The following is a 12,599-nucleotide window of genomic DNA, read 5'->3' on the forward strand; positions in this document are numbered from 1 at the left end:
ACCCATGACGCTTGCAAATTTTGTCAAAACGCTCGTCGGCGGGAATCGCGACGATTCCCTAAAAAAAGCGCGGCTCGACGCGTGGGATGCATGGCTGCAACCACTCGCGGGCGACTCCGGCGTCGGTCGCGATCCCGGCTACGAGGACGCGTTCTTCGAACTGCGGGATGAAACGCAAAAGCTCTCCGGCATTGACGACGGACTGATCGTCCGATCTTGCGAGCAGCTGATCAAGGAAACCGGAAAGGATCTGCGCCTGGCCGGCTACTACGCGTTCGCCCGGCTGAGGCAGGATGGGCCCGCCGGTTTTGCGGACGCACTCGAATTGGCTGCCGCGCTCGTCGACCGATTCGGCGAGGCCATGCTGCCCGCTCGCGCCGAGGCGAAGAAGGGCGCACTCGAGATGCTGGCGACGACGCGCATGCTCGATCTGCTCGACAGCCGCGGCGCGTTCGCGCCGGCCGATCTCGAGCGGGCGCTCGCCGCGCTCGATGTGTTGTCGGCCGACATGGCTACCTGGCCTGAAGCCGCGCGCCCGAACCTCCAGCCACTCGTTTCCCGGTTCGCGCGCAACGATGAATCCGCACGGAACACGGCCCCGGAGCCGGTGACGTCGTCTACTGCGACGTCTCACGCTTCGTCGGACGCAATCGCGTCGACGCGCGACCTGCTGGATCAGGCGCGCAGGATGGCGGTGTGGCTACGCGATCAGGAAAACGGCTATCTGCCCTCGGTTCGACTCGTGCGCAGCGTCCGCTGGGACACGCTGCACGAGGTTCCGCCGGCGGATGTCGCGGGCCGGACGCGTCTCGTGCCGCCGCGCAGCGAGTTACGCCAGCAGATGAAGCGGCTCATGCTGCAAAAGCAGTGGCACGAACTGCTCGAACGCGTAGAGGGTGCGTTCATGGAGGGCGTGAATCACTTGTGGTTCGACCTGCAGTACTTCCAGCACGTCGCGCTCGATCACGTCGGCGCGCCGTACAGCACTTGGCGCGAGTTGCTGCGGGCGGATTTCGCGCTGTTCCTCGAACGGTTGCCCGACATCGAGCGGCTGGCATTCAACGACGGCACGCCGTTCGCCGACGACACAACGCTCGAATGGATCGCGCGGCATGCCGTCGTGCGCGACCTCGACGCGGGCGAGGCCGTTGCGCCGCTTCCGGTGTCGGCCGAAAGCGTTGGCGATGCCGCAGGCGACTGGCCGGAAATCGAGGCGCAGGCGCGCGAGCTGGCTGCGCGCGAAGGTGTCGAGGCTGCTTTCGCATGGCTTGAAGCGCTTCCTGGCATGAGGACCGATCGCCATCGCTACCTGCAGCGGCTCGTGATGGCGCGCCTCGCCGATCATTCCGGCCGGCCTGATACGGCGCTCGCGCTGCTTGCGGAACTTGACGTGTCGTCCCGATCGCTGCCGCTGACGCGCTGGGAGCCGGCGCTGGTCTTCGAGGTCAAGCAGCAGCTGGTCCGGGCGTTGAAGGCAACGAGCAACCGCAAGGATGCCGACAAACCGGCGCTCGCACGCCGCATCGTCGAATTGCAGGCCGAACTGACCGTGCTCGATCCTGCCCGCGCGCTGACTCTTTCGTAACGTATTCAATGGACAACAACGATCCCATCCTGCGCTACTACGAAGCGGAAATGCGCTATCTGCGCGAGTCCGGCAAGGAATTCGCGAAAGCGCACCCCGACCGTGCACGCCTGCTCAACCTCGACCGCGTCGGCGATCGCGATCCGTATGTCGAGCGGCTCTTCGAAGGCTTTGCGTTCCTGACCGGCCGGCTTCGCCAGAAGCTCGACGACGAACTGCCGGAACTCACCGAGGGGCTCGTGAGCCTTCTGTGGCCGCACTATCTGCGAATGATTCCGTCGTTGTCGATCGTCGAGCTGATTCCGCCCGCGGAAAAATTGCAGAAAACCGAAATAGTGCCGGCCGGCGTGCCCGTACGCTCGGCGCCGATCAACGTGCCATCCCCGGAGAGGGCGGAAGGCACGACACCGCGAGCGGTCCAGTGCCTGTATCGAACCACGCAAGCCGTCGCGCTACAGCCGGTCGTGATCACGCACGCTGGACCGGCCGTGCGCCACGACGGCCGTTCGGTGATCCGGATCGGCTTCGCGGTCGAAGGATCTGCGCTGCGCACGGAAACGGATCTGTCGCGGCTGCGCCTGCACCTGAACGCGGATTTGCCGACCGCGTTCGCGATGCACCTCGCGCTCACACGACAGATCGATGCAATCCATTGGCGCATTCCGGAAATCCGCGACGGCGAAGCGGTGCCGCTCGCCGGCATCACGATAGAGCCCGCGGGCTTCTCGACCGAAGAACGGTTGTGGCCAAAGGCCGATGCGGCATTCTCCGGATATCAGCTATTGCTCGAGTACTTCACGTTCCGCGAGAAATTCCTGTTCGTCGATCTGTGCGGTCTGGACATCGCGAAACTGCCCGAAAAATCGACCCGTTTCGAGCTGGAGATCGTGCTGAAACATGCGTGGCCGTCCGACCAGCGTTTCAGCGCGGAGAACGTGCGGCTGTTCTGCAGCCCCGTGATCAACCTGTTCGAACTCGATGCCGAACCGATCGAGATCGACCATCACGAAACCGAGTATCGCGTGGTGCCGGCCGGCCATCAGGGCGAGCATGTCGAAACCTATTCGGTCGACGCGATCGCGACGTTCGACCACGACACGGCCGAGCGATACGAGTACGTTCCGTTCGCGACGTTCAGGCACCGCGGCGGCATGCTGCGGCACGAGGCGCCGGAGCGCTATTTCCACACGCGCGTGCGACCGGGCGTGTCCGGGCTGCACGAAACGTGGGTGATTCTCGGCGGCCATGCGTGGGAACGCATGGACACGCTGCCCGAGGAAAGCCTGTCGCTGCGCGTAACGGGCACGAACGGCATGCTGCCGCGCAAGGGGCTTCGGGAGGCGAGCCTCAATGAAATTGCGGTCAGCACGCAGAACGTCGCCGGCGTGCGCAATCTCGTGTCGCCGACGTTGCCGCTGTATCCGCCCACGGGAGACCGGTTCCAGTGGCGCGTGTTGTCGCACCTGGCGCCGAACTTCCTGTCGATGATGGATGCGGAGGTGCTGCGCGGCGCACTCGCGCTCTACGATTGGACGAACGACGAACTGAATCGCCGGCGTCTCGCCGGAATTCTCTGGGTATCGCAGGAGCTGATCGAGGAGGTGTCGGGCGGCTCGGTCGAGCGGGGTGTGCTGATCGAGGTCACGCTCGACAGTCATGCGTTCGCGGGCGAGGGCGACGTCATGCTGTTCGGCGAGCTGCTGCACCGGTTCTTCGCGCTGTATGCCGATATCAACCTGTTCACGAAGCTCGCGATCATCAGCCTGCCGACGCAGGCCCGGATCGAATGGCCGCGCAGCAAGGCGCAGCGGGCCCCGCTATGAAACCGTTCGAATCGCCTAATCTCGATCCGCTGGTCGCGTCGCTGCTGGCGCGCGCGCCGCGCATGAGCTTCATGCAGTTGTGCAGACTGCTCGAACTGCGCGTGTCGGATCGGCCGGTTTTCGGCATGCAAGATGCGGTCGAGCACGAGCCGGTGCGTTTCCGACCGAGGCCGCGCATGGGCTTTCCGGCTGGCGAAGTCGCGTCGGTCGAGTTCGATGACGGGTCCGACACATTCGGCCTCGATGCTCGACCGACCCTGCGCACGACGTTCATGGGGCTGTATGGCGTCGACGCGGCGGTACCGTCGCACATGATCGACGAGATCGCGTTGCGCGAGGAGGGGCACGAGGTCGTCGAGGCATTTCTCGATCAGTTCAATCATCGGTTCGTCACGCTGCTGTATCGCGCATGGAAAAAGTACCGCTATCCGGAGAGCTTCCGGCCGGGTGGCAGCGACGCGCATTCGCGCAACCTGCTGTCGCTGGTCGGGTTCGGTTGGGGCGACAAGCCGAAGCGCGCCGGCTTACCCGATTCGCGGATGCTGGCGCTGCTGGGGTTGTTGATCCAGCGGACCCGCACGCCGGAAGGGCTGGCGGGTGTGGTCGCGCTGGCGATACCGCGTGTCGGCGTTCGGGTCGACGAGTTCTGGCCCGTCGTGACGTCGACGGGGCGGCCGCAGCCGCTCAAGTCGGTGGATAGCATCGCGGGGGCGCAAGTGAATGGCGAGCGCAAGGGGCTGGGTCGCGGCTACGTGCTCGGCAAGCGAATGGCGTATCGCGGCCGCGCGGTTCGTGTGACGCTGCAGCCCGCCGATGCGCAACAGGCTCAGGCACTGCTGCCGGGCGCATCGCTGCATCGCGAGTTGATGGCCTTCATGCAGCTTTATGTCGGCGTCAAGGCAGATGTGCATCTGCGGATGGAGGTGTCGTCACGACTTGCGCCATTGCCGGCAATCGGTCCGACGCATCGCGGCTCGGCGCCACGCCTCGGATGGACCACCGTACTGCCTGCCGATGAAGCGCGCCTGATCAATATCGCGCTCGGGGTCTATCAGGCGTTTCCTGCCCCCGGACCGAATCCGCACCTGACCCAACATGCCTGACCAGGAAACTTTCATGACCATCCGTTTCGCTGTTTCGACCATCGCGGCTGTCGTGCTGCTGTCAGCTTGCGGCGCGTGGCAATCCGTCTCGGATGCTTCGTCAAGCGCCTACCGCGCCGTATTCTTCAAGCAGGTGAAGGTACTGAATGTCGATTTCACGGCACGCGCCGCGTTGAATCCCGATGACATCGGCCGGGCGACGTCGGTTGCCGTACGCGTCTACCAATTGAAGGACCGCAAGATGTTCGACGGCGCCTCCTACGACGACCTATTGAAGAGCGACAGAACCGCACTCGCACAGGATTTGCAGGCGGAAATTTCGACGGTCGTGAATCCCGGTGCGTCGGCCAGTCTGTCCCAGCCGATGCAGCGCGATACGAAATATGTCGCAATCGTCGCGTTCTACCGCAATCCGGGGGACGTCGGTGCCTGGAAGCGTGTAATCGAAAAGAAAAAAATCGATGCCGACAAGCCGCTAAAACTTGAATTGTCGAAGAATGGCATTCGGGAAGGTGGCGATCCGGACGCGAAGGAGACCAGATAACAGGCGTTGGTGCAGTTCAAGTATCGGCCGGAAATGTTCGGAATCCGATTCTAGAGGCATATCGGGCTTCGGCACCGAAAACATGACGAACCGTTGTCGCTACGCAGTCGTACAGCAGCGCCGCGCATCATTTTCAACAGAGAGCAATAGCCATGCAACCAGAACAAACAAGCAATCCTGAGTCGGGGGAGGACGATGCTCGCCTTGGCATGCTTGTCGTGCTCGAGGTTGGCGACTACCTGACGGAGGAGCAGGCCGGACAGGCGCGCCAGCGGCTGAAGGACACGCCGGACGAGATTCCGGTCAGCGACGACATTCGCCACCTGCTCGACTGGCTGATCGTCGAGGGTTACACGACCGCGGAAGCCGAAGCGAAAGCCACGCGCAACCTGATGGAAACACGCTTCGACGATATTCGCGCCCAGCTCGTCCTGCTCCAATTTCTGAAGGACCTCGACCCAACGCAATTTGAACGGCGCTTCGACGAACTGGTCAAGCTCACCCAGAGCGAGCAGAAGAGGAGGCAGGCGTTCATTGGCCTCGGCGGCCTGGCGGTGGCGCTTGCGATCGGCGCGTACCTGATGTGGCCCGCGTCGACTCCCACGTGCGGTGCGTCCGAGACGGTCAAGGCGCTGAACTCGATCATGTTCGACGTCCGCATGGACATGATTCGAAAGAACACGATGGCGACGCGAGACCTGGGTAGCGAGACCTATCCGCGCATCAGCAATCACCGGGAGATCGGTTACGACGAGTCCAATCGTTCTCGCGGTTGTGTCGCCGATATGGGCATAGCCGACCTGCACACGAACATCGGCTATGTCGTTCGGCCAAATGAGAAGGGCAAGGGCGATTTCGTTATGCAGACGTTCCCGCCGGAATACGTAATCGCTCGCTATAACGAACGAGGTCTAAACCCGAAACTGGGCGCGCCCGTTGGCCGGGAAGCCATCAGCACGGCTTTCATGGCGGGTGTTGTCGGATTCGATTCGAAGGTATCGCGCATGTCGCCGAGTTATGGCAAGCCGTTCCCGGGCGACGACACGCCCACGACAATGGAGAGCAGCGTCCTGGGCGTCGTGCCGGCCGCGGATTGCAAGCAGATCGACAGCGATCATGTGTCGTGCCCATTGCTGATCGACTATCGCGACAGGCTACTCGGCGCGTTCGGCGCGCCGTCGATGCTGCAATTGAAAGGGGACTTCACCTTCGTCAAGGATGGCAGCGGCTGGAAAACGGCCGACGATTTCAGCGAGACGCTGACGAAGGCCCTTGTCGAACGACGCATCGCCAAGGTTTATGGAGAGGAAGTCGCCGACAAAATGAACGCGCAGAAGTAACCGGCTTGCATCACGCGAATCGCTTCGGCGATACGAACGATACGAGCGGCAGGTCCGCGCTGCGATGCGGGCCGTGCGAGCCGATACCGCGCGCAACGGGGCTGTCATGAAGCGAAGCGGGCGACCTGAGTGGAATCACAGGTCCCCCGCGCTGCACATCCTCGCAGTCGCACAGCAACGACCGCGATTCACTGCTCACTCACCGATCATCTTCCCGAACCGACGACGGATGCCGGCACAGCGCCCGCACCTCGAGGCTCATATACGGAAACAGCGGCAACTGGCTCAACACGTCATGCAGCTGCTGCACGCTCTCGACGTCGAAAATGCTGACGTTCGCATACTGCCCCGCGATCCGCCACAGATGCCGCCAGACGCCTTCGTGCATCAGGCGCTGACACATCGCCTTTTCTTCGGCCTTCAACGTAGCCGCCTTCACCGGGTCCATGTCGTGCGGCAGGTTGACGGTCATTTCCACATGAAACAGCATCACACGCTCCTTGCGTTATCGTTTTGCCGCGACGCCTGTCACGCCTGCGCGCGCACGCGTTCGACTTCACTCTCAGGCACGTTCGTACGATCCTTGACCAGCGTGAAGTCGAAATCGATCAGCGCGAACTGGCCATCGACGTTGTAAGGCTTGCCTTCCGCGCCTTCGGCCTGCTTGACCTTCGGGATCAGCCCTTCGCGCGTCGCGAATGCGAAATCGTCCCAGATGTGCGGATCGCCTTCGATGTTGATCTGCGTCGTCAGCTTACGATAACCGTCCGCGGAAACGAAGAAGTGAATGTGCGCGGGACGATGGCCGTGGCGCCCGAGCTGGTCGAGCAGCTGCTCGGTCTTGCTGCCCGGCGGCACGCTGTAGCCGACCGGCAGCACGCTGCGGAAGCTGTAGCGGCCGTCGGCGTCGGTGCGGATCGAGCGGCGCAGGTTGAATGCCGGCTGCGACTGATCGAAGTACGAGTAGTTGCCGAGATGGTTCGCGTGCCACACCTCGACGAGCGCGTTCGCGAGCGGCTTGCCGTCGTCACCGAGCACCCGGCCGCGCATGATGAGCGTCTGGCCCGGATCGGTGCCGTCGTCGAGGCGCGCATGGCCGACCGATTCCGGCGCGCCCGCGACATACAGCGGCCCTTCGATCGTGCGCGGCGTGCCGCCGTGGATGCCGGCCTTCGCTTCGGCCTCGTCCATCCGCACGTCGAGGAAACGCTCGAGGCCGAGGCCCGCGGCGATCAGGCCGAATTCCTTGCCGGCCTCGTTCAGGTAGTTGAGCGCGGTCCAGAACTCGCTCGGCTGCACGTCGAAATCCTCGATCGTGTAGCACAGGTCCTTCACGATCCGGTTGACGATCGCGCGCACGCGCGGGTTGCCGGGCTTCTCGGCGGCATCGTCGAAGGTCTTCAGCAGCGCGTCGATGGCGTCCTTGTTCATGCGTGTCTCCAATATCGGGTGGCTTGCGGGGGATCAGCGGGCGCCGCGTCGCATCCGTTCGATGCGGGCCCAGTCGAAGGTGATGCCGAGGCCGGGCGAAGCCGGCAGGTGCAGCTTGAAATCCTCGTAACGCAGCGGCTCGACGAGGATTTCCTCGGTCAGCAGCAGCGGGCCGAACAGCTCGGTGCCCCATTGCAGCGCGCCGAACGTGCTGAACAGCTGCGCGGACGCCATCGTGCCGGCCGCGCCTTCGAGCATCGTGCCGCCGTACAGCGCGATGCCGGCCGCCGCCGCGATCGCCGCGACGCTCGCCGCGCCCTGCAGGCCGCCCGATTGCGCGATCTTCACGGCGAACACGTCGGCGGCTCGATCCTGCGCGAGCGCGAACGCGTCGACGGGGCCGTGCAGCGCCTCGTCGGCCATGATCGGAATCTGCGCGAGCTGCGTGAGGCGCTTCAGGCCCGCGCGGTTGGTCGCGGCGATCGGCTGCTCGACGAGGCTCACGCCGGCTTCCGCGAGTCGCGGGCCGGCCCAGATCGCATCGGTTTCGGTCCACGCCTGGTTCACGTCGATCCGCACGTCGCCGCGCTCGCCGAGCGCGCGCTTGATCGCGATCACGTGCGCGACGTCGTCGGCCACCGGGCTCGAGCCGATCTTCAGCTTGAACGCGCGATGGCGGCGCGCTTCGAGCATCGCCTCGGCTTCCGCGATGTCGCGCTGCGTGTCGCCGCTCGCGAGCGTCCAAGCGACGTCCACCGCGTCGGTCGTGCGGCCGCCGAACAGCTCGGACAGCGGCACGCCGAGGCGGCGCGCCTGCGCGTCGAACAGCGCGGTCTCGAGCGCGCACTTCGCGAAGCGGTTGCCCTGGAACAGCTTGCGTGCGCGCGCCATCGCGGCGCCCGGGCGGGTCGCGTCCATGCCCTGCAGCAGCGGCGCGAAATAGGTGTCGATGTTGACCTTGATGCTCTCCGGGCTTTCCTCGCCGTACGCGAGGCCGCCGATCGTGGTTGCTTCGCCGACGCCTTCGATACCGTCCGAGCATCGAACCCGGACCAGCACGAGGGTCTGGCAATTCATCGTGGCGACCGACAGCTTGTGCGGGCGGATCGTCGGCACGTCGACGAGCAGCGTCTCGACGCGCTCGATGGTGGCGGCAGTTGCTATCATGCGATTCCTCCTGTTGGTGCACATGGTAGGAACATCCGCCCGGCGGCGTCCAACACTCTTTCCGACTACTTCCATACTTTCGAGGTATGCAATGGAATTGCGTCAGCTCCGGTATTTCATTGCCGTCGCCGAGGAAATGAACATCACGCGCGCCGCGGAGCGCCTGCACATGACGCAGCCGCCGTTGAGCCGCCAGCTCCAGGCGATCGAGGACGAAATCGGCCTGCCGCTGTTCGAGCGGGGCGCGCGGCCGCTGAAGCTGACCGAGGCGGGCCGGGTGTTCTACGCGCAGGCGAAGCGCCTCGTCGACCAGGCGGACGAGCTCGGGCCGCTGACGCGGCGGCTCGCGCAGATGTCGGAGCGGATCGTGATCGGCTTCGTGCCGTCGACGCTGTACGGCGCGCTGCCGGACGTGATTCGCGCGTTCCGCGAGACGCGGCCGGACGTCGAGCTGTCGCTGATCGAAATGTTCACGCTCGAGCAGCTCGGCGCGCTGAAGGGCGGGCGGATCGACGTCGGGTTCGGCCGCCTGCGGTTCGACGACGATCAGCTCGTGCGCGAGGCGCTGATCGAGGAGAAGCTGATCGCGGCGCTGCCGGCCGGGCATCCGCTCGCCGATCCGGACCGGCCGCTCGCGCTGGCCGACGTCGCGAACGAGACGCTGATCGTCTATCCGAGCACGCCGCGGCCGAGTTTCGCGGACCAGCAGTTGTCCGCGCTGCGCGACGGCGGGCTCGCGCCGGCCGGCGTGCACGAGGTGCGCGAATTGCAGACGGCGCTCGGGCTCGTCGCCGCGGAAGTCGGCGTGTCGCTGGTGCCGGAAAGTGTCGAGGGCGTGCGGGTGAAGGGCGTCGTCTACCGGCGGCTGCCGGAGCCGGTCGCGACGTCGCCGATCATCATGAGCCGCCGCGTGCATGACGAAAGCCCCGCGACGGCGGCGTTCTGCGCGATCGCCCGCGCGATGATCGTGCCGGCGGGCTGACGGCCGCTGTTGCACTCTATACCGCAACTAACGGTCAATTTCGCAGCCTTCCGCAGGCGTGGGCGCGGAGCAAGCGCAGCCAAGTACGTCGCCACAGTAAAAAGTGATGAAGAACGTGAACGCCGTGGCCGAAAACGCGCAGGAAATTCGCCCCGCACTTCGCCTCAGCGCTTCCCGTCGAGCGTCTCCGACGGCAATTCGCCGAACGTCTCCCGATACGCGATCGCAAACCGGCCGAGGTGCGTGAAGCCGCAATCGAGCGCGATGTCGGCGATCCGCCGCTCGCTGCCCGCGGCGCGCAGCAGGTCGCGCGCATGCTCGAGCCGTGCGTGGCGCAGGTACTGCATCGGACTCATCCCGCGAAACTGGATGAACGCATCGCGCAGCGTGCGCTCCGGCACGCCGGCCGCGCCGACGATGTCGGCAAGCTGCAGCGGCTGCGCGTAGTGGGCCGCGACGAATTCCTGCGCGCGCCGCATGAAGCCGGGCACGGGGTCGTGGCGCGACGGGGGAACGACCGACGGCGGATGCCCTTCGATCAGCAGGTCGATCAGCAGGTGTTCGAGTTGCGATGCAACGCGCGGATTCGCGCTCGCGCGTTCGAGCAGGGCCGGCGAGCCCGCGACCAGCATCAGTTGCTGCCGCCACGCGGTGAGCGCCGCGTCGCTCACGCGCAGCACGGGGTCGAGCGTTGCACGCGGATCGCCGGTCAGCGCGCCGACGGTGGCCGCATCGATGCGCAGCACGAACTGCTCGCAGTCGGCCGACAGCTGCGCATCGAAGCGCTCGCCGGGCGCGCACAGCACGCCGGTCTGCCCGTCGACGCCGACCTGCCGGCCCATCGCACGCACGTCGGCCTGTCCGGACAGGCAGAACATCAGCAGGTAATAGCCGTCGACCGCGTCGACCTGCACGCGCATCGGTTCGCCGAACGCGATCGTGCCGATCCCGAGCCCGCCGATCCGCACGAAATCCATATGCGACGCGCCGTGCACGCGGCCGCTCGGCAGCAGCGCGTGCGGCTGCATCACGCGCGAAATCCGCTCGCGCGTCTCGTCGAGATCGCGGGATTCGAACAGCCGGTGCGCGCGCAGCGCGAGCGGCTCGAACGACGTTGGGGGCATGGGCATCGGTCTGTATGTGGACGCGTGCTTCGATCCGATGAATGGGGCGGGATCGGGGCGCCGGCGTCACGTGTGCCGCCATCCTAGCGCAGAAACCTGCCGGAAGTGGATACTGCGCCGCCGCATTTGCAGATTCCGGATAGACGCCGAATATTAGCGTTTCAAAAATAGGCTCCATCAAGATACCCCCCAACCGGATCGACAAGGAGTCCGACATGGAGCAGACAGAATCGCCAGTCCTGTTCGCGGCGCGCGAAGACGCGTCCGACGTGACGTTTCCGCACGACGACGGCTCGCGCGTGCCATATAAGGTGTTCAGCTCGCGCGCCGTCTACGATCGCGAGCAGGAACGCATCTTTCGCGGCCCGACGTGGAATTTCGTCGCGCTGGAAGCCGAGATCCCGAACCCGGGCGACTTCAAGAGCACGTTCGTCGGCGACACGCCGGTCGTCGTCACGCGCGCCGAGGACGGCGCGCTCGCCGCGTGGGTGAACCGCTGCGCGCACCGCGGCGCGCAGGTGTGCCGCAAGGCGCGCGGCAATGCGAGCTCGCACACGTGCGTCTATCACCAGTGGAGCTTCGACAACACCGGCAACCTGCTCGGCGTGCCGTTCCGGCGCGGCCAGAAAGGGATGACCGGGATGCCGGCCGATTTCGATCCGAAGCAGCACGGGCTGCGCAAGCTGCGCGTCGACAGCTATCGCGGGCTCGTGTTCGCGACCTTCAGCGACGACGTCGCGCCGCTGCCCGACTACCTCGGCGAGCAGATGCGCCCGTGGATCGACCGGATCTTCCACAAGCCGGTCGAATATCTCGGCTGCACGCGCCAGTATTCGAAATCGAACTGGAAGCTGTACCTGGAGAACGTGAAGGACCCGTATCACGCGAGCATGCTGCATCTGTTCCATACGACCTTCAACATCTTCCGCGTCGGCATGAAGGCGCGCTCGATTCCCGACGCGACCCACGGGCTGCACAGCATCATCACGGTGACGAAGACCGGCGACGACACGTCGGCCGCCTACAAGCAGCAGAACATCCGCTCGTTCGACGAAGGCTTCCATCTGGAGGACGAATCGATTCTCGATCTCGTGTCCGAATACGACGAGGACTGCACGAACCACATCCAGCCGATCTTTCCGCAGCTCGTGATCCAGCAGATCCACAACACGCTGGTCGCGCGGCAGGTCCTGCCGAAGGGGCCGGACAACTTCGAGCTGATCTTCCACTTCTTCGGCTATGCGGACGACACGCCCGAGCTGCGCGCGCTGCGCATCAAGCAGGCGAACCTCGTCGGGCCGGCCGGCTACATCTCGATGGAGGACACCGAGGCGACCGAGCTCGTGCAGCGCGGCACGGTGCGAGACGGTGACGCGACATCGGTGATCGAGATGTCGCGCGGCAATCCGGACCAGCAGGACACGGTGATCACCGAAAGCCTGATCCGCAAGTTCTGGGTCGGCTACCAGAAGCTGATGGGCTATTGAAGCGGGAGCGCGA

At 65.0% G+C, this 12,599-nt stretch carries 11 protein-coding genes; 7 read left to right on the forward strand and 4 right to left on the reverse strand.

The genetic code is table 11. From position 1 onward, the window contains the following. The first annotated feature begins 4 nt into the window (after positions 1-4). The 5 genes from tssA to HWX31_RS22460 all read left to right on the forward strand — a co-directional run bounded on the left by tssA (position 5) and on the right by HWX31_RS22460 (position 6,395). Positions 5-1,585, forward strand: coding sequence for a type VI secretion system protein TssA (gene tssA / locus HWX31_RS22440; protein ID WP_174964028.1), 1,581 nt, complete (start codon positions 5-7; stop codon positions 1,583-1,585). Positions 1,586-1,593: 8 nt separating this feature from the next. Then, entirely contained in the window at positions 1,594-3,408 is a 1,815-nt protein-coding gene (gene tssF, locus HWX31_RS22445) for a type VI secretion system baseplate subunit TssF (protein WP_174964027.1), read from the forward strand. After that, on the forward strand, positions 3,405-4,511 hold the full coding sequence (gene tssG / locus HWX31_RS22450) for a type VI secretion system baseplate subunit TssG (RefSeq protein WP_244143807.1): 1,107 nt from the start codon (positions 3,405-3,407) through the stop codon (positions 4,509-4,511). The genes tssF and tssG overlap by 4 nt, the downstream gene beginning before the upstream one ends. Positions 4,512-4,524: 13 nt before the next feature. Beyond that, positions 4,525-5,055 (forward strand): type VI secretion system lipoprotein TssJ, encoded by a 531-nt coding sequence (gene tssJ, locus HWX31_RS22455; protein ID WP_174964025.1) that lies wholly within the window; start codon positions 4,525-4,527, stop codon positions 5,053-5,055. 152 nt (positions 5,056-5,207) lie between these two features. After that, positions 5,208-6,395 (forward strand): hypothetical protein, encoded by a 1,188-nt coding sequence (locus HWX31_RS22460; RefSeq protein WP_244143808.1) that lies wholly within the window; start codon positions 5,208-5,210, stop codon positions 6,393-6,395. Positions 6,396-6,594: 199 nt separating this feature from the next. On the opposite strand, the gene catC is transcribed toward HWX31_RS22460, so the two are convergent. From catC to HWX31_RS22475, 3 genes are read right to left on the reverse strand one after another with little or no spacing between them, the layout of a single operon-like run. Continuing rightward, complete coding sequence (catC, locus tag HWX31_RS22465) at positions 6,595-6,885, reverse strand: muconolactone Delta-isomerase (protein ID WP_059618164.1); 291 nt, start codon at positions 6,883-6,885, stop codon at positions 6,595-6,597. Positions 6,886-6,923: 38 nt separating this feature from the next. Then, complete coding sequence (catA, locus tag HWX31_RS22470) at positions 6,924-7,826, reverse strand: catechol 1,2-dioxygenase (protein ID WP_059658532.1); 903 nt, start codon at positions 7,824-7,826, stop codon at positions 6,924-6,926. A gap of 33 nt (positions 7,827-7,859) precedes the next feature. After that, entirely contained in the window at positions 7,860-8,993 is a 1,134-nt protein-coding gene (locus HWX31_RS22475; protein ID WP_174964024.1) for a muconate/chloromuconate family cycloisomerase, read from the reverse strand. 91 nt (positions 8,994-9,084) lie between these two features. On the opposite strand from HWX31_RS22475, the gene HWX31_RS22480 reads away from it, so the two are divergent. Beyond that, positions 9,085-9,975 carry a LysR family transcriptional regulator gene (locus HWX31_RS22480; protein WP_174964023.1) on the forward strand — a complete coding sequence of 297 codons (891 nt, stop codon included), beginning with the start codon at positions 9,085-9,087 and terminating at the stop codon, positions 9,973-9,975. Positions 9,976-10,139: 164 nt separating this feature from the next. Here HWX31_RS22480 and andR read toward each other — a convergent pair whose 3' ends face one another. Continuing rightward, positions 10,140-11,099 carry an anthranilate 1,2-dioxygenase regulatory protein AndR gene (gene andR / locus HWX31_RS22485; protein WP_174964057.1) on the reverse strand — a complete coding sequence of 320 codons (960 nt, stop codon included), beginning with the start codon at positions 11,097-11,099 and terminating at the stop codon, positions 10,140-10,142. Positions 11,100-11,314: 215 nt separating this feature from the next. On the opposite strand from andR, the gene andAc reads away from it, so the two are divergent. Then, entirely contained in the window at positions 11,315-12,586 is a 1,272-nt protein-coding gene (andAc, locus tag HWX31_RS22490; protein ID WP_174964022.1) for an anthranilate 1,2-dioxygenase large subunit AndAc, read from the forward strand. Positions 12,587-12,599 lie beyond the last annotated feature (13 nt).

Origin of the sequence: Burkholderia ubonensis (assembly GCF_902833085.1) — a bacterium.
Classification (GTDB): Bacteria; Pseudomonadota; Gammaproteobacteria; order Burkholderiales; family Burkholderiaceae; genus Burkholderia; species Burkholderia ubonensis.

Bases quoted from the DNA above. Each gene is read 5' to 3' on its own strand.
- tssA (WP_174964028.1), top strand. From the start codon at position 5: ATGACGCTTGCAAATTTTGTCAAAACGCTCGTCGGCGGGAATCGCGAC.
- tssF (WP_174964027.1), top strand. From the start codon at position 1,594: ATGGACAACAACGATCCCATCCTGCGCTACTACGAAGCGGAAATGCGC.
- tssG (WP_244143807.1), top strand. From the start codon at position 3,405: ATGAAACCGTTCGAATCGCCTAATCTCGATCCGCTGGTCGCGTCGCTG.
- tssJ (WP_174964025.1), top strand. From the start codon at position 4,525: ATGACCATCCGTTTCGCTGTTTCGACCATCGCGGCTGTCGTGCTGCTG.
- HWX31_RS22460 (WP_244143808.1), top strand. From the start codon at position 5,208: ATGCAACCAGAACAAACAAGCAATCCTGAGTCGGGGGAGGACGATGCT.
- catC (WP_059618164.1), bottom strand. From the start codon at position 6,885: ATGCTGTTTCATGTGGAAATGACCGTCAACCTGCCGCACGACATGGAC.
- catA (WP_059658532.1), bottom strand. From the start codon at position 7,826: ATGAACAAGGACGCCATCGACGCGCTGCTGAAGACCTTCGACGATGCC.
- HWX31_RS22475 (WP_174964024.1), bottom strand. From the start codon at position 8,993: ATGATAGCAACTGCCGCCACCATCGAGCGCGTCGAGACGCTGCTCGTC.
- HWX31_RS22480 (WP_174964023.1), top strand. From the start codon at position 9,085: ATGGAATTGCGTCAGCTCCGGTATTTCATTGCCGTCGCCGAGGAAATG.
- andR (WP_174964057.1), bottom strand. From the start codon at position 11,099: ATGCCCCCAACGTCGTTCGAGCCGCTCGCGCTGCGCGCGCACCGGCTG.
- andAc (WP_174964022.1), top strand. From the start codon at position 11,315: ATGGAGCAGACAGAATCGCCAGTCCTGTTCGCGGCGCGCGAAGACGCG.